20 protein-coding genes are annotated in these 19,450 nt (G+C 67.1%); 7 read left to right on the forward strand and 13 right to left on the reverse strand.

What is annotated here, in order from left to right; all coding sequences use genetic code 11:
- Nucleotides 1–59 precede the first annotated feature (59 nt).
- Entirely contained in the window at nt 60–1,100 is a 1,041-nt protein-coding gene (locus ACYQOP_RS03575; RefSeq protein WP_461221185.1) for a glycosyltransferase family 4 protein, read from the forward strand.
- Nucleotides 1,100–2,308, forward strand: coding sequence for a glycosyltransferase family 4 protein (locus tag ACYQOP_RS03580; RefSeq protein ID WP_461221186.1), 1,209 nt, complete (start codon nt 1,100–1,102; stop codon nt 2,306–2,308). The genes ACYQOP_RS03575 and ACYQOP_RS03580 overlap by 1 nt, the downstream gene beginning before the upstream one ends.
- Here ACYQOP_RS03580 and ACYQOP_RS03585 read toward each other — a convergent pair.
- Complete coding sequence (locus ACYQOP_RS03585) at nt 2,296–3,279, reverse strand: glycosyltransferase family protein (protein ID WP_461225180.1); 984 nt, start codon at nt 3,277–3,279, stop codon at nt 2,296–2,298. The genes ACYQOP_RS03580 and ACYQOP_RS03585 overlap by 13 nt on opposite strands.
- Before the next feature lie 80 nt (nt 3,280–3,359).
- Between ACYQOP_RS03585 and ACYQOP_RS03590 the strand changes: the two genes are divergently transcribed.
- Together ACYQOP_RS03590 and ACYQOP_RS03595 are read left to right on the forward strand one after the other, a co-directional pair.
- The gene (locus tag ACYQOP_RS03590) at nt 3,360–3,989 is read left to right on the forward strand and encodes a hypothetical protein (protein WP_461225182.1); all 630 of its coding nucleotides are present in this window, start codon (nt 3,360–3,362) and stop codon (nt 3,987–3,989) included.
- A gap of 46 nt (nt 3,990–4,035) precedes the next feature.
- On the forward strand, nt 4,036–4,680 hold the full coding sequence (locus ACYQOP_RS03595) for a hypothetical protein (RefSeq protein ID WP_461221187.1): 645 nt from the start codon (nt 4,036–4,038) through the stop codon (nt 4,678–4,680).
- Between the two features lie 97 nt (nt 4,681–4,777).
- On the opposite strand, the gene ACYQOP_RS03600 is transcribed toward ACYQOP_RS03595, so the two are convergent.
- On the reverse strand, nt 4,778–5,686 hold the full coding sequence (locus tag ACYQOP_RS03600) for a LysR family transcriptional regulator (RefSeq protein ID WP_461221188.1): 909 nt from the start codon (nt 5,684–5,686) through the stop codon (nt 4,778–4,780).
- 89 nt (nt 5,687–5,775) lie between these two features.
- On the opposite strand from ACYQOP_RS03600, the gene ACYQOP_RS03605 reads away from it, so the two are divergent.
- Nucleotides 5,776–6,219 (forward strand): PACE efflux transporter, encoded by a 444-nt coding sequence (locus ACYQOP_RS03605; protein ID WP_056423715.1) that lies wholly within the window; start codon nt 5,776–5,778, stop codon nt 6,217–6,219.
- Between the two features lie 80 nt (nt 6,220–6,299).
- Here ACYQOP_RS03605 and ACYQOP_RS03610 read toward each other — a convergent pair whose 3' ends face one another.
- The 8 genes from ACYQOP_RS03610 to ACYQOP_RS03645 all read right to left on the reverse strand — a co-directional run bounded on the left by ACYQOP_RS03610 (nt 6,300) and on the right by ACYQOP_RS03645 (nt 15,645).
- Nucleotides 6,300–7,193, reverse strand: a complete 894-nt coding sequence (locus ACYQOP_RS03610; RefSeq protein WP_461221189.1) for a lipase family protein — start codon at nt 7,191–7,193, stop codon at nt 6,300–6,302.
- Between the two features lie 164 nt (nt 7,194–7,357).
- The gene (locus tag ACYQOP_RS03615; RefSeq protein WP_207409889.1) at nt 7,358–8,053 is read right to left on the reverse strand and encodes a response regulator; all 696 of its coding nucleotides are present in this window, start codon (nt 8,051–8,053) and stop codon (nt 7,358–7,360) included.
- Nucleotides 8,050–10,764: a DUF4118 domain-containing protein gene (locus ACYQOP_RS03620; RefSeq protein WP_461221190.1), complete on the reverse strand. Its 2,715-nt coding sequence runs from the start codon at nt 10,762–10,764 to the stop codon at nt 8,050–8,052. Before ACYQOP_RS03620 ends, ACYQOP_RS03615 begins: the two co-directional genes overlap by 4 nt.
- Nucleotides 10,765–10,801: 37 nt before the next feature.
- A complete protein-coding gene (locus ACYQOP_RS03625) occupies nt 10,802–11,407 on the reverse strand; it encodes a K(+)-transporting ATPase subunit C (protein WP_461221191.1) in 606 nt (201 codons plus the stop codon).
- 53 nt (nt 11,408–11,460) lie between these two features.
- A complete protein-coding gene (gene kdpB, locus ACYQOP_RS03630) occupies nt 11,461–13,554 on the reverse strand; it encodes a potassium-transporting ATPase subunit KdpB (protein WP_461221192.1) in 2,094 nt (697 codons plus the stop codon).
- Between the two features lie 50 nt (nt 13,555–13,604).
- Nucleotides 13,605–13,826, reverse strand: coding sequence for a hypothetical protein (locus ACYQOP_RS03635; protein ID WP_311274325.1), 222 nt, complete (start codon nt 13,824–13,826; stop codon nt 13,605–13,607).
- 1 nt (nt 13,827) lies between these two features.
- The gene (gene kdpA / locus ACYQOP_RS03640) at nt 13,828–15,543 is read right to left on the reverse strand and encodes a potassium-transporting ATPase subunit KdpA (protein ID WP_461221193.1); all 1,716 of its coding nucleotides are present in this window, start codon (nt 15,541–15,543) and stop codon (nt 13,828–13,830) included.
- Nucleotides 15,544–15,555: 12 nt separating this feature from the next.
- Nucleotides 15,556–15,645 (reverse strand): K(+)-transporting ATPase subunit F, encoded by a 90-nt coding sequence (locus tag ACYQOP_RS03645; protein ID WP_056423457.1) that lies wholly within the window; start codon nt 15,643–15,645, stop codon nt 15,556–15,558.
- A 428-nt stretch (nt 15,646–16,073) separates the two neighbouring features.
- Here ACYQOP_RS03645 and ACYQOP_RS03650 point away from each other — a divergent pair, with 428 nt between their 5' ends.
- Nucleotides 16,074–16,286, forward strand: a complete 213-nt coding sequence (locus ACYQOP_RS03650) for a DUF4287 domain-containing protein (protein WP_461221194.1) — start codon at nt 16,074–16,076, stop codon at nt 16,284–16,286.
- A gap of 38 nt (nt 16,287–16,324) precedes the next feature.
- Here the strand turns inward: ACYQOP_RS03650 and ACYQOP_RS03655 are convergent, their stop codons facing one another.
- Complete coding sequence (locus ACYQOP_RS03655; protein ID WP_461221195.1) at nt 16,325–17,239, reverse strand: LysR family transcriptional regulator; 915 nt, start codon at nt 17,237–17,239, stop codon at nt 16,325–16,327.
- Nucleotides 17,240–17,335: 96 nt separating this feature from the next.
- Between ACYQOP_RS03655 and ACYQOP_RS03660 the strand changes: the two genes are divergently transcribed.
- A complete protein-coding gene (locus tag ACYQOP_RS03660) occupies nt 17,336–18,463 on the forward strand; it encodes an aldo/keto reductase (RefSeq protein WP_461221196.1) in 1,128 nt (375 codons plus the stop codon).
- A gap of 176 nt (nt 18,464–18,639) precedes the next feature.
- Here ACYQOP_RS03660 and ACYQOP_RS03665 read toward each other — a convergent pair whose 3' ends face one another.
- Together ACYQOP_RS03665 and ACYQOP_RS03670 are read right to left on the reverse strand one after the other, a co-directional pair.
- Entirely contained in the window at nt 18,640–19,005 is a 366-nt protein-coding gene (locus ACYQOP_RS03665) for a hypothetical protein (protein WP_056423446.1), read from the reverse strand.
- Nucleotides 19,006–19,222: 217 nt separating this feature from the next.
- A complete protein-coding gene (locus tag ACYQOP_RS03670; RefSeq protein ID WP_056423442.1) occupies nt 19,223–19,447 on the reverse strand; it encodes a hypothetical protein in 225 nt (74 codons plus the stop codon).
- Nucleotides 19,448–19,450: the final 3 nt, after the last annotated feature.

Consider the following 19,450-nt stretch of genomic DNA (forward strand, 5'->3'; position numbering starts at 1 on the left):
AGGCCGACAGCGTTGTAAGCGCGCTGAGACAAGCAAATTCTGTAGTTGAGGTCCGCTCCGTGATTCGCGTCGCCCAAGTTGCCCCGAACATTTTCCCTGTTCCTCCCGAGCATCACGGTGGCACGGAGCGGGTCATTCATGACCTCAGCACGGCACTACGAAACCTCAGCGTCGAAATAACGCTGTTCGCGCCGTCCGACAGTGCGACAGACTTACCACGCATCGGCGACCATCCCAGTCTGGCGACCCTGGAAAGCCGTCACGGTCGCGTTGCACCCGGCGTCCCGGCGGCGCTCGACGCACTGCAATTGGAGGCGCTGCGGCTGCGGATGGACGAGTTCGACATCATCCATTGCCACGGCGATTTCTCGCATGCGGCGCTCCTCGGAACCCGCCGGCGGCGCAGCCTGACCACGATCCACTGGCGGGTTGACGAGCTCGATCGGGCGCTGTTCTTCGCAGGGTTTCCCGACCTGCCGGTGGCGGCAATCTCGGCGGCACAAGAGGCGGGTATTCCGGCCTCGAACCGGGCCGGTATCGTCCATCACGGCATCGCGCGGGACCGCTACGCCTTGCGGACCCAGCCCGGAGACCATGTCGCCTTCGTGGGTCGGATGACCGACCAGAAGCGGCCGGACACCGCCATCCGTGTCGCGCGCGCCGCAGGCGTGCCGATCCGGCTCGGTGGCACGATCGACGTCGGCAACCCCGACTATTTCGAACGCCACGTGCGCCCGCTCCTCGGCGAGGACGCGACCTATCTCGGTCCCGTGGACGATTCCCGGAAGGCGGATCTCCTGGGAAGCGCGCGGGCTCTGCTTTTTCCCATCGACTGGCCCGAGCCCTTCGGCCTCGTGATGATCGAGGCGATGGCCTGTGGTACGCCAGTGATCGCCTGGAACCGTGGCTCGGTGCCGGAGATCGTCGAGGACGGCGTGACCGGCTTCGTCGTCTCCTCCGAGGCCGAGGCGGTGGAGGCCCTGGGCCGGATCGGCCGCCTCGACCGCGCCGTCATCCGCCGCCGCTTCGAGGCGCGCTTTACCGCCGAGCGCATGGCGGCCGATTACCTCGCCATCTATCGCCGCCTGCTTGCTGCCTGATGCGCGTCGCGCTCCTTACATGGGATTATCCGCCGGCACCGAGCGGCCTTTCGACCGCCGCCCGGGAGATCGCCGAAAGCCTCGCCGAGGCCGGCGCCGACGTCACGGTCTTCACCCTCGACCGCGTCGGCCGCGAACGGGTCGAGGGCGTGACGGTTGCGGGGATTGGCCTGCCGCCGGACGGCGCTCTGGCCCGCCTGCGCCGCTGGGGTTCGGCCGGGCACCTCGCCGCGCCGTTTGCCTTCCGCCATGCCATCCTCGCCGACCATGCCCGAGCTCCCTTCGACGTCGTGGAGGCAACGAACTGGTATGCCCCCGCCGTGCTGCTGACCGGCCGCCGAGACCTGCCGCTGGTGACGCGCAGCTCTACGCCTGCCGCTTTCACGCGCCCGCCCGCCGGCTCGTTGCGCGATGGCCTGGACGGAAGAGCCGCCGATGCCCTCGAACGCCGCCAAGCACGCGGCAGCGCCGGGTTGATCGCCAACACCTCCGAGCACGGGGCCGTGATCGCCCGAGCCTACGGCCTGTCCGGCCGACAACCGGAGGCAGTGATCGGCCTCAGCCTGCCGCCGGAGATCGCGGCGGCGGCGCGCGGCGCGTTGTACCCGGAGGATGAAGGGCCGGTACGCCTGCTCTTCGTCGGCCGGGCAGAAGCACGGAAAGGCTTCGACGCGCTTCTCGCTGCGGTTGCGATCCTGGCCGAAGACGCGAGGCGCGGCGGCGTGCCCGCCTTCGTGCTCGATCTCGTCGGCGTGCCGGCAACGGATCTCCCGGCCGGCATTCCTGAAGCGGCGCGGGCCTGCATTCGCGCACGCGGCCGGGTGCCCGCGGAAGACCTCGCCGACGCCTATGCCAAGGCGCACGCAGTGCTCGCCCCCTCTCGCTACGAGAGCTTCGGCCTCGTCTATCAGGAGGCCCTCGCCTATGGCCGGCCGGTGGTGGCCTGTGCGCAGGACGCGAGCGCGCGCAGGTTCGTAGGCGGGCCCGGCGCCGGGCCGCTGGCCAAGGAGGCTACCGGCCCGGCCCTGGCCGATGTCGTTCGTCCGCTGCTGGCCGATCCGGCTCTGCGCCGCACTTATCGGACCAACGCACTGGCGGCGGCTGGCCGCTTCAGCCGGGAGGTGCTCGCCAGAGAGACCCTCGACCTCTATGCCCGGGCCATCGCGGCGGCCCAGGCCCACGGGTCAGCGCGGCCTCACTCCCGGTAGGGCTGCAGCAGCGCGGCCTCCTCCTCGGGACGTCCGCGTCCCGGGTCCAGGCTCTCGTAGCGCCGTGAACGCGCCAGGACATGGGCCCGGCTCAGACGGTGCTCAATCGCCCCGTGCAGGGCGATGAAGCTGCGTGGCCAGCCGCCGTCGAGGACCGGCCGCTCATGCACGCGGCCTGCATAGCGCACGGACTTGCGATTGAGCCGATACTGCACGTCCGGGTAGACGTCCGAGAGGATGCCGTCGACACGGTTCCGGCGCGCCAAGCCGACGGAGAGGACAACGTCCGCCTCCGCCATGGCAGCCAGCGCCGGAAGGAGCTGGCCGGAATCGGCAGTCAGGGTCTCGTCGGCATCGAGCTGCAGCATCCAGGGATTGCGGGCGAGATCCTGAAGGACGTTGCGCTGCGTACTGAAATCACCGTCCATGGGCCGGGCGCCCACCCGCACGGCACTCGGTGGAAATCCGGCCGTGGGCACGGCTCGCGGCGGATGCGCCGGCGCGTCGAGCAGGATCACGACATCGTCGGTCCAGCCCGCATGGCTCGCCACGTTAGCCAGGACGGCGTCGAGCTCTGCCGGCCGGCAGAGCAAGCCCAGAGAGACCGGCACTCCCGCCGCCCCGTCTAGGGCGTAGAGGTCCGCCCGCGCGGCACGGTCGCTATGGGGGCGTCGAAGGTCGGTCCGGCCCTCGTCATCGAGCGCACGAACGCCGAGGCCGAAGCCGGTCGCGGCACTGCGCAGGGTGTAGAGGTCCAACCCGTAGCCGCCCTCCGGGTCGGGAAGGAAAATCGGGCCCGAAAGGCGCTCGGCGAGATCCGCGCGGCATCGCTGAGGCTCTGCATCCGCCGCCAGCAGGAGGCCGCAGGACGCGCAGGCGAGCGGAAAGGCGCGGCGGCGTCCACCCGGATAGATGAGGTGCCGGTCGGTCGGCTGCAGCATGGCGGCGCCACAGACAAAGCATCGACGCATCATCGGTCCCCCTCCCCGCTCGCACCTTGCCGCGCGGGTCCGACGCCATACCTCCGCTGTTCCTCGTACCCCTGCCGCAAGTGAATACCCAGGTCGACTCCCCCCTCTCCCACGACGTGCTGCGGTTACCGGATTCGCCGCTCGCCATCGTCGGCAACGCGCCGGGGATCGAGGCAGCCGCCGCCATCGACGCCGCCGCCTCTGTCGTGCGCTTCAACAACGCGGCGGGTTTCGGCGGGAGCACCGGCTCCCGGGTCACGCACCTCGCCCTGGTCAATCGCGGTGGACAGATGCGCGAATGGCTGGCCGACCCGCGCTTCCTCGATCGCCCCGTCGTCCGGTGCGCCGAAGCGTTCATCCTGCCATTCCCGATGCTTGCCGCAGAGGAGAACCAGCCTGAACAGATGTGCTGGACCCGCGAGGTGCTGGCCTTGCTGGCTCCCCTCGGCAAACCGGTCCACGTGCTGTCCGAAGATCTGCACCGCGAGGGGCGGCGTCGCCTCGCGCCTGGCACCACGGGACGGCCGAACCCCAGCACCGGATTCCTCGTGACGCTGGCGCTCCTTCTCGGCCGGCGACCACAATCCGGGCCGGTCGATGCATACGGCTTCGGCTTTGCCGGCTGGCCCGGCCATCCCTGGGCCGCCGAACGCGCGTGGTTCGCAGAGGCCGAGGCGGCCGGGCGGCTCCGCCTGCACACCTCCGAATGAACCGCCCATCCCTGGGCCGGGCTCCTCACAAGACCGAGTTTCCCACATGACCACACTGATCACCGTCCTGAAGGGCGGAGGCCGTTACGACGCGACCTGGGTCGAGCGCCTCGCTCGCGGCGTGCGCCGCCACGCCCCGGCCTTCGACACGATACTCTGCCTGACGGACCTTCCCCTTGCCATGGCCGGTGTGGAGCGCGTGGCACTCCGGCACGATTGGCCGGCATGGTGGGCGAAGATGGAGGCGTTTCGCCCCGGCCTGACGCGGGGAACGACGGTGCTGTGCGACCTCGACACCGTCTTCACCGGGCCAGCCGACGCCCTCGCCTCGCCGGGCTTGGCCGCCATGGAGGATTATTTCCACACGAACCGTCTCTCTAGCGCCCTGATGCGCTGGGAGGGCGGCGAACTGGATTTCCTCTCCACCGCCTTTGCGGCGGACCCTGCGCGCTGGATGGAGGCGGGGTCATGCGGACCGGTCCCGAACGCCGTGCACGGCGATCAGGTCGTCATCGACCACCTGCTACGACGGGAATGCGTGCGCCCGGACTATATCCAGCGCCTTCACCCGAACCTGCTCGATTTCTACGACCCGCGCCGGGCCGATCACGGTCCGGTGGTGATCTTCATCGGTGATGCGAAGCCGGACAATGCGACCGGCCCGGTCCGGGCGGCATGGGAACGGCCTTGACCCGTCTCGTGCCACCGGTCCGGTTCCCGCTCATGAAGGGCTGATTGCCCCGCGATTGTAAGGCGTCCTCCACCGGGACGAGTTCGCATTCCGTCCCTCACCCTGCTTGGCTACCGTTCGACAGGGTGCCGACCCTTTCCGCCGCGAAGCGCTCGCGCAGCCAAGCCGCAGCGGGGCCGCAGGGGCGCTGCTTGTGCCAGACCAGTTCCAGGGCGATCGGCCAATCGCCCTTGTCGAATTGCAGGTCCGGCGTGACGAGGTACGGCGCGGTCTGAGACGCCGCGATGACGTGGTCGGTGACGAAGGCCCAGCCGATCCCGTGTTTTACCAGTTCGAGGATCACCCAGTGGCTCTCCACCCACCAGACCTCGGCGGCCACCCGCAGGCGGCGCTTTTCCGGCCCGTCGCTGCGCGCGGCGATGAGGATCTGGCGGTGGCGCTTCAGTTCCTCCCACTCCACGCGTGCTTTCGCCAGCGGGTGATCGCATCCGCAGACGAGCTTGAGCGGTACCCAGCCGATGGTCTGGAAGCCCAGTTCCGTGGGCAGGACCTCCTGGCGCCACATGACACCGAGATCGGCGGCGCCGGATTGAACCATGCGGCTGACATCCTCCATCAGCGGGAACAGCAGTTCCAGTTCCACGAAGGGGAAATGCCGCGCGAAATCGGCGAAGAGGGCGCCGAGCGCATGTTCGGGGTAGAGTTCGTCGATGGCGACCACCAGCCGGTTCTCAACCCGCCGCTCCAGGCTGCTCGCCACGCCGATGAGATGCTCCCGCCTGTCGAGCACCACGCGCGCTTCGAGCAGCAGCCGCTCTCCCGCCGGTGTGAGCACCGGGTTCCTGCCCGCCCGGCTGAATAACGCCACGCCCAGATCCGTCTCCAGGTTCGCCACCTGGGTGCTGATGGCCGACTGCGCCTTGCGCAATGTCCGGGCTGCGCCGGAGAAGGACCCGGCCTCGGCCGCTGCCACGAAGGCCTGAAGCTGGTCGAGCGAGACGGCCATCTATCTGGATCCGAGATACATACCAACTTGATGCTCTGGGTATCGCAGATAGGAAGCGGTCAACCAACGAGATTGTTCAAGGTATGACCATGCGCAGCACACGCGACCGTATCCGCCACGCCCTCCTGTTCGAGATGTTCGGGCTCGCGCTGATCATCCCGTTCGGCACCGTGCTGTTCGGATTGCACGCCTCCGATATGGGCATGATCGGCGTGGGCAGCGCCGTGATCGCAACGGCCTGGAACTACGTCTACAATCTCGGTTTCGATCGAGCCATGCAACGGCTCGCCGGTCACACGCGAAAGAGCCTCCCCCTGCGGGTGGGGCACGCCGTTCTGTTCGAGGCAGGTCTGCTCATGATCCTGCTGCCGCCGATCGCCTGGTATCTCGGGATCGGCCTCGCGCAAGCCTTCTTCATGGATCTCGCGATCGCGGCTTTCTACGTGGTCTACGCCTTCCTCTTCAATCTCGGCTACGACCGAGCCTTCCCATTGCGGAGCTGGAGCGAGACCGCGGCGGAGCCGTGCCGCTGAGCGGCGCCCGTCGCCTGCAGCAGAGACCCAGGCTTCGAAAGTGCACCCTGGGGGCGGATCGGCGACGATCCCCCCTGCTTTCAGATGGATTCCGCGCTCCTGACGGGCCGTTGCTCACGCGAAACGAAATTCGAGACGATGGCTGAAAATTCGGGCGTGCGAAGGTAGCCGTAGGATTTATGGTGGTTCGGCTCCCCGCCGGGACGCCGGTACGCATTCATGACTCTCCGGTCGTCGATGCGGATGCCGGTCTCGTTTGGTGAGTAGTCCGTCGCCAGATCACCCATGATGGCGACGACGTCTTCTCCATCGGCGAGGTTTGTCCAAGCCGCGACGTTGTTCGGCACGCGTAATGTGTCGTGCTCGGCCTCGAATTTGAGCTTCACCTTCGCCAGGCCCAATGGCGACGCCGCCGTGACGAGGTGGTCGATCCTCAATGATGGTTCGTCCCGTTCCAGCATCCGCAAGACGTCGTAGGCGATGACCGACCCCATCGAATGGGCGACAAGAAGGATGCGATGGGCGCTGAATGCCTTCAGGCGTTCGATCAGCCGCGTGCGAACCCGACGGGCGAAGTCCTGTTCAGCGTGATAGTGCCAGAGGTCGTCGAAGCGATGTTCGAGAATGACATCGTCGACGAGAGTCACACCGGTCGCCTCCTCGACGGCGTCGATCCCGGCATAGACCGGTGCCAGCATGGCGTTGGTGGTGAGCGTCGGCACGGTCTCCCCGCGTGGTAGAGGTCCCGTCCCCTCGTAAGGCCGGTACGGCTCGCGGTTGCCATCCCCGGACAGCGGCGCGTCGTAGCGAAGATCGGCCCAGTAGACGAAGTCGAACGCGAAGTGGGGATCGGCGATGCCTTCGTTGCGAACGAGGCCCTCGTCGATGGCCGCCTTCCACCATCGCGTTTTCTCATCTGCGGGTGGTTTATTCGCGAGACCGTGGATGCCGATAACGACGCAATCGCGCTCCATAGGTCGGGAAGGTTCCTCTCGATGAAGGCGCGCGCTTCACCACGCCCGCCTTTGTCAGGTCGGTCCATGAACGCGAATCCCCGGATTTCGATGCATGGCGAAGGGTGAAGTTGGCGACGCATGCCCATTGCCCATGCAGCCGTCGGTGCTTGCGTCAGGGCATGTCAGGTCCGGGCATCGTCCTCCGGCGCGCGCAGGCGGTAGCCGATTCCGGTCTCGGTGAGGAGGATGCGCGGCCGCTCGGGATCGGCCTCCAGCTTGAGGCGAAGCTGGCGCATGTAGACACGCAGGTATTGCGGGTCCGACGAGGTCGAAACCTCCTTCATGAGTTGGGCGTGGGTGAGCGCCTTGCCGGCATGCTGGATCAGCACGCGCAGGAAATCGTACTCGCGCGGGGTGAGCTTCACTTCCGCTCCGCGCACCCGGACGATGCGGCGCACGAGATCGACGCTGAGGCCATCGACCTCGAACAGGGCGCGCTCGCCCTGGACGGCGAGCTGATGGCGCAGGGCCGCGCGGATGCGGGCGAGGAGTTCGCCCATGCCGAAGGGCTTCGTCACGTAATCGTCAGCCCCGAGATCGAGGGCCTCGACCTTGCCGGGCTCGTCGTCGCGGCTCGATAGGACGACCACCGGCAGGTCGCGATGGTCTTCGCGGATGCGGCGCAAGAGGTCGTGCCCCCGCATGTCCGGCAGCCCGAGGTCGAGGATGATGAGGTCGATCGCCTCCTTGGCCAGGAGGTCGAGGGCGATGCGGGCGTTCGGCGCCTCGAAGATCGCGTAGCCCTGGGTCGCGAGCCCCATGCGCAGCAATTTGCGGATCGGCGGTTCGTCGTCGATGACGAGGATGTTCAGGCTCATGCGGCGAGATCCGCCCGGCTGTGTCCGGGCACCGGCAGGACGATGGTGAAGATCGCGCCGAGGCGGTCACGGCGGTTTCCCGCCGTCATTGTGCCACCCATGGCCTCGACGAAACCACGTGCGATGGCGAGGCCGAGCCCCGTTCCCGCCCTTACGCTGTCGCCTTTGCGGACGCGATAGAACTTGTCGAACACACGCTCGACATCGGCCTCAGGCAGGCCGTCGCCCTCGTCGAGCACCGCGAGGTGGACCCGCCCACCCTCGGCCGAGCCCCGGACGGTGACGGTGGACTCCTCCGGGGCATATTTGGCGGCGTTGTCGAGGAGGTTGACCAGCACCTGCTCGAACAGGACGGGGTCGAGGCGCAGGGCCGGCAAACCCGCCGGCAGATCCAGCACGACACGGTGTCCTGCCAGAATGGGCCCGAGGCGACGCAGGGCCGTGTCCACGATCTCGGCGACATCCTGCAGGGTGAGGTTGGCGGCGACCGCCCCCGCCTCGAGCCGTGTCATGTCGAGGAGGTTGACGATGAAGCGGTTCAGACGCTCCGATTCCGCGATGACGGTCGTGAGCAGGTCGGCCTTGGCCTCGTGGGCCAAAGCCCCATCGAGGTCGCGCAGGGTCGTGGCCGCCCCCAGCACCGAAGCGAGCGGCGTGCGCAGATCGTGCGAGATCGAGGTGAGCAGGGCTTGGCGCAGACGGTCGGTCTCGGCGGCGCGTTCGGCGCGGTCGAGATCCTCCACGAGGCGGACGCGCTCGATGGCGAGCGCCGCCATATCGGCCAGGGTGTCGAACAGGCGTCGTTCCTCCGGGGTGAGGAGGGGGCCGATGCCATCCGCATCGAGGCCGATCACGCCGACGATGCCGCGCCCCGTGCGCATCGGCAGGAAGAGCCGCCTGGCGCCCGGCAGGGTGTCGGCGCCGCGTCCCGCCGGCCTTTCGTTGTCGAAGGCCCATTTCGCCGCGCCGAAATCGGCCGCATCCAGCCTGTCCTCGGGTGGGAAGCCGGCGCGCACCGAGACGACGTCGTTCTCGGGCAACAGGAGCACGACGCGGACCTTGAGCATGGCGGCGATCTGGGCCGACGTGGCCCAGAGCACGTCGTCGAGGGTTCCGCAGCCGGCGAGCTTGCGGCTGAAACCGTAGAGTCGCTCCGTTGCACGGGCACGCCCTTGCGAGACCCTGGCCTCCCGGCGGGTCTGCGAGGCGAGGTTCGAGACCACCACGGCCACCACCGTAAAGAGCAGGAACGCGGCGACGTTGGTCGGGTCGGCGATGGTGAGTGTGTAGACCGGCGGGAGAAAGAAGAAGTTGTAGGCGAGCGAGGCGGCCAGCACCGCGGCCAGCGACGGCCCTAGCCCGAGGCGCACCGCCACCGCCACCACCGCGGTCAGCAGGATGAGGTCGGCATTCTCGACGCCGAGATAGGGTTGCAAAACAAGCGCGAGCCCGAGCCCTAAAGCTGTGGCGCTCAGGGCAAGGACATAGTGACCGGGACTGAAGGCACGCACGGCCGGGGCCGTCGCCACCGTCTTCGGCGGAACCGGACCCGCCTCGATCGCCTCGCCGGCGATGACGTGGATACTGATCGTGCCGGAGCGCCGGACGATATCGTGCACCACTGAGCCGTGGAACAGCTCGAACAAGGGCGAGCGGTCGGCCTTGCCGAGAATGATGTGGTTGACGTTCGCCGAGCGGGCATAGGCGAGGATGTCGTCGGCGACGCGACGGCCCCCCGGGATCGTCACGGCATCGCCGCCGAGGCGGTCGGCGAGGCGCAGGGTGTCGGCGATGCGGTCGCGCGCGGCCTCGTCGAGGGAGAGGGTTCGAGGGCCCTCGACCGTGATGGCGGTCCAGGGCGCGTGCAGCCGGTCCGCGAGACGTTTGGCGTGGCGCACGAGGCCGGCCGAGCGCGGATCCTCACTGATACAGACGAGGACCCGTTCGCCCGCGCCCCACGGACCCGCGATGGCATTGGCCCGCATGTGGCTGAGAAGTTCGTCATCGACCCGGTCGGCGGTGCGGCGGAGCGCGAGTTCCCGCAGGGCCGTGAGATTGCCCCGGGAAAAGTAGTGTTTCAGCGCGCGCTCGGCGTTCCCCTTCACGTAGACTTTGCCGTCGCGCAGACGCTGGATCAGGTCGTCGGGGCTGAGATCGACCACCTCGATGTCGTCGGCCCGGTCCAAGACACCGTCCGGCACGGTTTCCCGCACGCGGATGCGGGTGATCTGGGCGACGACGTCGTTGAGGCTCTCGACATGCTGGATGTTGAGAGTGGTGTAGACGTCGATGCCGGCGTCGAGGAGTTCCTCGACGTCCTGGTAGCGCTTGGGATGGCGCGAGCCGGGCGCGTTGGTGTGGGCGAGCTCGTCCACGAGGGCCAGGGCGGGCCGACGCAGGAGCAAGGCGTCGAGGTCCATCTCATCCAGCATCGTGCCGTGATACGCGATGGAATGCCGGGCCATCACCTCGAAGCCCTCGACGAGAGTCTCGGTCTCGGACCGGCCATGTGTCTCGACCACGCCAACGACGACGTCCGTCCCGGCCTTGAGCCGAGCACGTCCGACGGTCAGCATCTCGTAGGTCTTGCCGACGCCAGGAGCCGCCCCGAGAAACACCTTGAGACGGCCGCGATGTCCCTCTTCCCGGCGGACGGCCTCGAGCAGCGCGTCGGGCGAGGGACGGTCCGGATCGCGATGAGGCATCGGCATGGGCGGCCCGACATGCGGAAAGAATGACGCGGCAAGATTATCTTGGCTTCAGATCGTCCAGGGCGAGGTTGAGGGCAAGGACGTTCACGCGCGGCTCGCCGAGGATGCCGACGAGCCGGCCCTGGATCTGAGCCTCCACGAGGGAGCGCACCCTGTCCTCCGACAGGCCGCGCTCCCTGGCGACGCGGGGAACCTGGAACTGGGCCGCGTCCGGCGAGATGTCCGGATCGAGGCCCGAACTGCTCGCAGTGACGAGATCGACGGGTACCGGCTGGCCGGGATTCCCGGCCTTCAGAGCGTCGAGGTCACCCTTGACCCGTTCCGCCAGGACGGCGCTCGTCGGACCGAGGTTCGAGCCCGAGGAATTCGCGGCATTGTAGGGCGACGGAACAGTCTTGGTGGAATCGGCCGGGTCGGCGGCGCTCGTCGCCGAGGGCCGACCGTGAAAATACCCCGCACCGGTGAAAGACTGTCCGATCAGGCTGGAGCCGACGATCCTGCCGTCGCGCTCGATCAGGCTCCCGGCGGCTTTCGCCGGGAAGATCGCCCCCGCGAGGCCGGTCATCGCGAAGGGATAGGCGAGCCCCGTAAGTGCCGTCAGGGCGATCAGCAGGACGAAAGCGGGGCGAAGCTGGGTCAACATGGACGTATGCCTGTCGTGAGTTGGCTTGGCGGCTCGGACGAGGTGCGGGGAGATCAGACGAGGTGAAGCGCGGTGATGGCGAGATCGATGGCCTTGATGCCGATGAACGGCACCAGGATACCGCCGAGGCCGTAGATCAGGAGGTTGCGCCGCAGAAGCGCGCCGGCTCCGACCGCGCGGTAGGACACACCGCGCAGCGCCAGCGGGATCAGCACGACGATGATGAGCGCATTGAAGATGATCGCCGACAGGATCGCGCTCTCGGGCGAGGCCAGCCGCATGATGTTGAGCGCCCCAAGCTGCGGGTAGAGCACGAGGAACATCGCCGGGATGATGGCGAAGTACTTGGCGACGTCGTTGGCGATGGAGAACGTGGTCAGCGCGCCCCGCGTCATCAGCAGTTGCTTGCCGATGCCGACGATCTCGATGAGCTTGGTCGGATCGGAATCGAGGTCGACCATGTTGCCGGCTTCGCGGGCCGCCACCGTGCCGGTATTCATGGCCACGCCGACATCGGCCTGGGCAAGCGCCGGGGCGTCGTTGGTGCCGTCGCCGCACATGGCCACGAGCTTGCCCTGGGACTGTTCCTTGCGGATCAGGGCCAGCTTGTCCTCTGGCGTGGCCTGGGCCAAGAAGTCGTCCACGCCGGCCTCGGCCGCGATGGCCGCCGCCGTCATCGGGTTGTCGCCGGTGATCATCACCGTTCGGATGCCCATCTGGCGCAACTCGGCGAAGCGCTCGCGGATGCCGCCCTTCACGATGTCCTTCAGGTAGACGACGCCGAGCAGTTGCCCGTCGCGTGCCACAGCGAGCGGTGTCCCGCCGGCCTTCGCGACGTCGTCGGCAATGGCCTGGATCTCACGCACGATGTCGGTGGCGGGTCCGGGGGCGTAGGCCAGGGCGGTGTTCGATCCGCGCGCGGCCACGGGCTGAGGGCTCACCGAGGCGATGATCGACTCCACCGCGCCCTTGCGGATCGAGGAACCGTCGACATCGACGCCGCTCATTCGCGTTTGGGCGGTGAAGGGCACGAAGGTGGCGTTCAGGCTTCCCATGTCGCGGGCGCGGATGCCGTACTTGTCCTTGGCCAGCACCACGATGGAACGACCCTCGGGAGTTTCATCGGCCAGGGACGCCAACTGGGCGGCGTCGGCCAGATCCTGTTCGGAAACACCGCGCACGGGTCGGAACTCGGTGGCTTGCCGGTTGCCGAGAGTGATGGTCCCGGTCTTGTCGAGGAGCAGGGTATCGACGTCACCGGCCGCCTCCACGGCGCGGCCAGACATGGCGAGGACGTTGAACCGGACCAGCCGGTCCATCCCGGCGATGCCGATGGCCGAGAGGAGCGCGCCGATCGTCGTCGGGATCAGCGTGACGAACAGCGCGACGAGGACGATGACCGGGATCGCGCCGCCGGCATAGCTCGCGAAACTCGGGATGCTCGCCACCGCGAACAGGAAGATGAGGGTCAGGCCGGCGAGCAGGATGTTGAGCGCGATCTCGTTGGGCGTCTTCTGTCGCGAAGCGCCCTCCACCAGGGCGATCATGCGGTCGACGAAGGTCGAGCCGGCGGCGGCGGTGATGCGCACGCGGATCTCGTCGGAAAGCACCTGAGTGCCGCCGGTGACAGCCGAGCGGTCGCCGCCGGATTCGCGGATGACCGGGGCGGATTCACCGGTGATGGCGGCCTCGTTGACGGAGGCGACGCCGGCTATGACCTCGCCGTCGGATGGGATCAGATCCCCCGCCTCCACCAGCACCACATCACCGACCTTGAGGGACGTGCCCGGAACGGTCTCGATCTCGCGGCCGGAGCCGGTGAGGCGCTTGGCCGTCATCTCGGTCCGGGTGCGGCGCAGGATGTCCGCCTGCGCTTTACCACGCCCCTCCGCGAGGGCTTCGGCGAAATTGGCGAAGATCAGGGTGAACCAGAGCCACAGGATGATCTGACCGGAAAAGGCGAGGTTGGCCCCGCTGGTGAGAACGTCGCGAGCGAAGAGGATCGTGGTCAGGGCAGCCACGACCTCGACCACGAACATGACCGGGTTGCGGATCATCCTGCGGGGATCGAGCTTGGTCAGGGCGCCAAGGAGTGCCGGCCCGACGAGGGAGGCGCTGAACAGGCTGGAGGAGTTTGGGCGGGCCATTGCGGGTGTCCGATAGGGAGGCATTTGGGGGCGGCGCCGTCGAGCGGAGCTCAGGGTGCCAGCGCGCGGGTCAGCAGGTCGGCTCCTGCCATGATGCAGAGGGCGCCGAGGAGGATCAGGCCGAGCATGCCGAGGATCACATCCGAAATGCGGAGGTCGTGGCGGTCTCGTTGAACCCGGCTCCAGGTCGGGGGACGGGGTCGGTGCAGGGCGAGCGCCCGGCGGACGACGGATCGTTTCGGCGCGGAGTGGGGAAGCGACAGGCGACGCATCTCAGCCCCCCGCCGGAAATGTCTGCCCGAGGCCGCCGGCGAGGTGCTCCACCACTGGTCCGAGGGCGAGCGCCGGGAAGAAGGTCAGTCCACCGACGATGAGGATCACTCCCACCAGCAGTCCGACGAACAGGCCGCCATGGGTCGGGAAGGTCCCGGCCGAGGCCGGCACGGTCTTCTTGGCTGCCAGCGATCCCGCGATGGCCAGCGCCGGGATGATGACGAAGAAGCGACCGAACAGCATGCCGAGGCCGAGGGTGGTGTTGTAGAAGGTCGTGTTGGCCGTGAGCCCACCGAAAGCGGAGCCGTTATTGGCCGCCGCCGAGGTGAAGGCGTAGAGGATCTCCGAAAAGCCGTGCGGTCCGGCATTGGCAGGCCCCGCGAGGCCGGCCGCGACGACGGTGGCCAGCGCCGTGAAGCCCAGCATCATCAGGGGCAGGCACAGGATGGCGAGCATCGCCATCTTGACCTCGCGGCCCTCGATCTTCTTGCCGAGATATTCCGGCGTACGGCCCACCATGAGACCGGCCACGAAGATCGTCACGATGACGAAGACCAGGATGCCGTAGAGACCCGCGCCGACGCCGCCGACGATGATCTCGCCGAGTTCCATGTTGATCAGTGGGATCATGCCGCCGAGCGCCGTGAAGCTGTCATGCATCGCATTGACCGCGCCACAGGAGGCCGCCGTAGTGATGGCGGCGAATAGTGAAGAGCCGAGAATCCCGAAGCGGACCTCCTTGCCTTCCATGTTGCCCCCGGTGAGGCCGAGGCCGTTGAGGACGGGGCTGCCCACGCTTTCGGCCCAGTAGACGATGGCGGTGCCAGCCAGGAACAGCACGCCCATGGCGGCGAGGATGGCCCAACCCTGGCGCTCGTCGCCGACCATTCGCCCGAACACGTTGGTCATCGCCGCACCGAGGGCGAAGATCGAGACCATCTGAACGAAGTTCGAGAGCGCGGTGGGGTTCTCGAAAGGATGCGCGGCGTTGGCGTTGAAGAAACCGCCGCCATTGGTGCCCAGCATCTTGATGGCGACCTGGCTCGCCACGGGGCCGACCGCGAGGGTCTGCTTCGCGCCTTCCAGAGTGGTCGCCTCGACGGCGCCGGAAAGCGTCTGCGGAATGCCCTGCCAGACGTAGAACAGCGTCAGCACCATGCAGAGCGGGAGCAGCAGGTAGAGGGTCGTGCGGGTCAAATCGACCCAGAACGAGCCCACGGTTTTCGCCGAGGCCCGTGAAAAGCCACGCACGAGCGCGACGGCGAGCGCGATACCGGTGGCGGCCGAAAGGAAGTTCTGGTGCGTCAGGCCCAGCATCTGCGTGAGGTACGACAGCGTCGTCTCGCCACCATAGGATTGCCAGTTGGTGTTGGTGACGAAGCTCGTCGCGGTGTTGAAGGCGAGGTCCGGCGCGACGCCGGCTTGTCCGTCCGGGTTGAACGGCAGCAGCGCCTGGACGCGCAGCAGCGCGTAGAGCGACAGGAAGCCGAGGACGTGAAATGCGAGCATCGCCAGCGCGTAGGCCAGCCAGTGTTGCTCCTGCTCGGCATTGATGCCGGCGATGCGGTAGAGTCCGCGCTCGACGGGTGAGAGCACGGGCGAGAGGAGCGTACGCTCGCCCGTGAAGACACGGGACATGTAGCCGCCAAGCGGACGGGCGAGCGCGACGACGACCGCGCAGAACAGCGCGATCTGGAACCAGCCGTTGAGACTCATCGGGGAATTCCTTCAGAACCGCTCGGGGCGGACGAGGGCATAGGTGAGGTATCCGAGCAGCCCAAGGGTCACGAGGGCGCCCAGCATCAGGTCGAGGGTCATGGCGGGGGCCTCAGAGGCGTTCGCAGAGGCCGGCGTAGCCGGCGGCCAGGCCGAAGAAGCCGAGGCCCAGGGCAATGAAGGTGAGATCGAGCATGGAGCGTCCGTTTCGGTTCGGCGCGCCGGTGCCGTGACCGGTCGCGCTCGCCCTCCGATGTGGCTCGGAACCGCATTAGGGTTCGAGAGGGACGCGAGGACGATCTTATAAGGATCGCATGAGGATTCGTGCCGTCTTGGATGTCGAGGGTGGTCCCGTGGCAGGACCAGTGCATGGCGTCCCCGTCTGACGCCCGGCACTGAATCCGACGGGCTCCGGGCAATCCGTACCGGCATTTGCGGTCCGGCCGCCGCGCCGACTCATGCGAAGAGGTTGCGATGAAGGCGATTTTTGGCGAAGCTGATGCCGGTCAATGCATGGGAAAAACGCTCACATGTCTACCGAGGCCGCCAAGGGACCTGCATCTTACTTTCCATCCATCGAGAAGAAGTACGGACGCCCGATCGGTGACTGGAAACGATTGGTGAGAGACCGACTTCCCGCCAAGCACATGGAACTGGTGTCGATGCTGAAGGAAGAACACGGAATGGGTCACGGTCACGCCAACGCGATCGTCGCTCATGTGCTGTCCGCGCAGAACGCGTAGCCGACCCCAGCCGGCGCTGCGACGTGGCAGCACCGCCCTCATTCCGCAGGATCGCGTGGTTCGGAATTCTTCCACCGCAACGTATCGACCAATGCCCGAAGCGCGGGCGAGATCTGGCGGTTGGGAAAGTAGAGATGACAGCCTGGAAATGGCGGGCACCAATCGTCCAGCACCTGGATCAACCGGCCGGCCGCCACATCCTCTACGACATCCGTCTCCAGCATGTAGCCGAGGCCCGCGCCCGCACGTATCGCGGAGGCTGCCAGCGCGCCATCATTGACGATGAACTGGCCGCCTGCGCGCACGCGTATGTCGCGTCGGTCCAGAGCGAACTCCCATGGCAGGAGACCGCCACCGCCGATCAGACGGTAGCTGACGCAATTGTGGTGCTCCAGATCGGCCGGGGTCTCGGGCCGAGGATGGCGTGCGAAGTAATCCGGCGTGCCGACGACCACCGTGCGGAGATCGGGGCCGACGCGCACCGCCACCATGTCGCCTTCCACGGCTTCGCAGAAGCGTATCCCTGCGTCGAAGCCGGCAGCGACCAGATCGGCGAGACGGTCGTCGACGAGAACCTCGACGGAGATCGCCGGATGGTCGAGGAGGAATTGGGGAAGCGACGGTTCGAGGATCGTGCGGGCGGCGTATGAAAACGTGGTGAGCCGGATGGTACCCGAAGGCTCGCTCCGCCAGTCGGCGAGCGCCGCGAGTCCCCGAGCGATCTCTTCCAGCGCCGGGTTGATCGTGCGCAGAAGCCGGTCGCCGGCTGGCGTCGGGGCGACGCTCCGCGTCGTGCGTGCGAGAAGGCGAACACCGAGACGCGTCTCCAATCCACGAATCGCGTGGCTGAGGGCCGAGGGCGAAAGGCCGAGTTCGGCCGCCGCGCGGGTGAAGCTGCAGACGCGCGCCACGGCCGCGAAGGCCGCCAGATCGTCGAGATCGCCGCGCCGCATTGATGCATTCCGCTCACGAACCCATGCCGACCAGCGGAGCTAATCGCCGGGTTGCCACGACCCTATCCTCATCTCGGTGATTAGCGAGGTGCAACAATGGATCTGACGCATTATCGGACGCTCGGCCGCTCGGGCCTGGCCGTGAGCCCCCTGGCGCTGGGCACCATGACCTTCGGCACGGCACGCTGGGGCCTCGACGAAGACGGCAGCCGCGCAGTGTTCGATGCCTATGTCGCGCAAGGCGGCAACTTCGTCGACACAGCCGACATCTACGCAAGCGGCGCCAGCGAGACGATGCTCGGCCGCTTCGTCGCCGAGCGGGGCCTGCGCGACCAAATCGTTCTCTCCACCAAGTCGGGTTTCGCCGCTGGGAACGGACCGCATGCGGGTGGCTGCGGTGCCAAGCATGTCCACGCCGCAATAGACGGATCGCTTCGCCGCCTGGGAACGGATTATGTCGACCTGTACTGGCTGCACGTCTGGGACGGACTCACGCCGGCGGAGGAACTGCTCGAGACGATGGCCGGCCTCGTTCGGTCGGGCAAGATCCGCTACTGGGGCTTGTCGAATACTCCTGCCTGGTACGCGGCCAAGCTCGCGACGCTCGCTTCCGTGCGTGGCCTGCCGGGACCGATCGGGTTGCAGTATTTCTACTCGCTCGTGAACCGGGAGGTCGAGGACGAGCACATCCCGCTCGGCGCCGAGTTCGGCATGGGGATGGTGCCCTGGTCTCCCCTCGCCTACGGGCTGCTCACGGGCAAGTACGAGCGTGCTTCCGTCGAGGCGGGCTCCCCGCGTGGCTCGGGGCTACCAACGGACACGGCCATGGCTGGGCAGGAGCGGACGGCCAAAGACAGACGTCTCGATGGCGCCAACCCCTTCGGGGACAGCCTGTTCACGCCACGCAATTGGGAAATCGTGGACGCGGTGCGCCAGATCGCTAGCGAGATCGGGCAGCCCCCGGCACGGATCGCCCTGGCATGGGTCGTAGGTCGGACGGGCGTGGCCTCGACCCTGATGGGCGTGAGCCGGCCGGCGCAGGTGAAGGACAACGTAGCGGCGCTCGACCTGACTCTATCGCCTGAGCATCGTGCCGCTCTAGATACCGTCAGCGCCTTCGCCGAATCACGCCTCATCTACGGCCTGTCCCGCCTCCCTTTGCAGCAGCAGGTCATCTTCGGTGGCAGTCGGGTCCACGCATCGACCGGGATGCTGCCCCTCTGAGCAGACCGTGCGAACCTGATCCGGCACCGGATCCCGGCCACTTGCGACCCCGTGGCATTGCCGGGCGTGATACAGACGGGTTGAGCCACGATCAGGCTTCACCACGTGACAATCAAAAAAACCCGCCACGGCGCGAACCGGGCGGGTCTGATGTCGGTATTATCGCGGATGGACGATCAGCAATCGTCGCCCTTCTTGCCGACGGCCTGATTCTCGCCGGCATTGTTCATTGCGCCAACGGTGCCCGGGGCGGCAGGCTGCTGGCCACCTGCGAGATTCTTGCTGCCGGGCTCCTCATTTCCCTTGGTGGCGGAAGCGCCCGCACCCGGCTTATCGCCAAGGCCCTGGTTGGCACCGACATTGTTCATCGCGCCGACGGTGCCTGGGGATGCAGGCTGCTCGCCACCAGCGAGGTTCTTGCTGCCGGTGTCGGACTTGGAGCTCTTATCGGTGGTTGAACCGGTATTGCATGGTGCAGCCAGAGTAGTCCCGGCCGTGAAAGCAAGAACCATTGCCGCGCCGGCGATCGCAGTAAACTTCATGGGGCGTCCCTCCAAGATCGGTGTCGGGAGGAATAATTCCGAGCCTCAATATTGGTTCCCGTCGAATGGGCCGCAGGTAATACCACTTGCCAATCCGCCCCCCAGTATCACCACCGAAGCAGGATGGAATTCATCACATCCGCAATCACCGAATCCGAGTGATCGAGAAGGCCGGAAAAACCGGCTCCTCCGCCGCTCATAACTGTGACGGCTAATCTTATTCATAAGAACTTGCCGGCACCGATGACGTTGGCGTTTCCTTCAGAAATCTAACCGGTGGGCGATACAGGCTTGCGTTATCGACATCGTCCCGTCTGACGATCGCGTCCATCGAGACGTCGACGGTGTCATCCAAGAAGGTTCGTCCGGCCATGTCGAGGACATGCACGTGGTCGTGCTGGGCATTCTCGCCGTGCCGACGAACGCTGAACAGCAAAGTCACGAC

It is taken from the genome of Methylobacterium sp. CM6247 (assembly GCF_054817925.1).

Excerpts from the sequence above, each read along its gene's own strand:
- ACYQOP_RS03580 (WP_461221186.1), top strand. The coding sequence starts at position 1,100 with ATGCGCGTCGCGCTCCTTACATGGGATTATCCGCCGGCACCGAGCGGC.
- ACYQOP_RS03585 (WP_461225180.1), bottom strand. The coding sequence starts at position 3,279 with ATGCGTCGATGCTTTGTCTGTGGCGCCGCCATGCTGCAGCCGACCGAC.
- ACYQOP_RS03595 (WP_461221187.1), top strand. The coding sequence starts at position 4,036 with ATGACCACACTGATCACCGTCCTGAAGGGCGGAGGCCGTTACGACGCG.
- ACYQOP_RS03600 (WP_461221188.1), bottom strand. The coding sequence starts at position 5,686 with ATGGCCGTCTCGCTCGACCAGCTTCAGGCCTTCGTGGCAGCGGCCGAG.
- ACYQOP_RS03605 (WP_056423715.1), top strand. The coding sequence starts at position 5,776 with ATGCGCAGCACACGCGACCGTATCCGCCACGCCCTCCTGTTCGAGATG.
- ACYQOP_RS03610 (WP_461221189.1), bottom strand. The coding sequence starts at position 7,193 with ATGGAGCGCGATTGCGTCGTTATCGGCATCCACGGTCTCGCGAATAAA.
- ACYQOP_RS03615 (WP_207409889.1), bottom strand. The coding sequence starts at position 8,053 with ATGAGCCTGAACATCCTCGTCATCGACGACGAACCGCCGATCCGCAAA.
- ACYQOP_RS03620 (WP_461221190.1), bottom strand. The coding sequence starts at position 10,764 with ATGCCGATGCCTCATCGCGATCCGGACCGTCCCTCGCCCGACGCGCTG.
- ACYQOP_RS03625 (WP_461221191.1), bottom strand. The coding sequence starts at position 11,407 with ATGTTGACCCAGCTTCGCCCCGCTTTCGTCCTGCTGATCGCCCTGACG.
- kdpB (WP_461221192.1), bottom strand. The coding sequence starts at position 13,554 with ATGGCCCGCCCAAACTCCTCCAGCCTGTTCAGCGCCTCCCTCGTCGGG.
- ACYQOP_RS03635 (WP_311274325.1), bottom strand. The coding sequence starts at position 13,826 with ATGCGTCGCCTGTCGCTTCCCCACTCCGCGCCGAAACGATCCGTCGTC.
- kdpA (WP_461221193.1), bottom strand. The coding sequence starts at position 15,543 with ATGAGTCTCAACGGCTGGTTCCAGATCGCGCTGTTCTGCGCGGTCGTC.
- ACYQOP_RS03645 (WP_056423457.1), bottom strand. The coding sequence starts at position 15,645 with ATGACCCTCGACCTGATGCTGGGCGCCCTCGTGACCCTTGGGCTGCTC.
- ACYQOP_RS03650 (WP_461221194.1), top strand. The coding sequence starts at position 16,074 with ATGTCTACCGAGGCCGCCAAGGGACCTGCATCTTACTTTCCATCCATC.
- ACYQOP_RS03655 (WP_461221195.1), bottom strand. The coding sequence starts at position 17,239 with ATGCGGCGCGGCGATCTCGACGATCTGGCGGCCTTCGCGGCCGTGGCG.
- ACYQOP_RS03660 (WP_461221196.1), top strand. The coding sequence starts at position 17,336 with ATGGATCTGACGCATTATCGGACGCTCGGCCGCTCGGGCCTGGCCGTG.
- ACYQOP_RS03665 (WP_056423446.1), bottom strand. The coding sequence starts at position 19,005 with ATGAAGTTTACTGCGATCGCCGGCGCGGCAATGGTTCTTGCTTTCACG.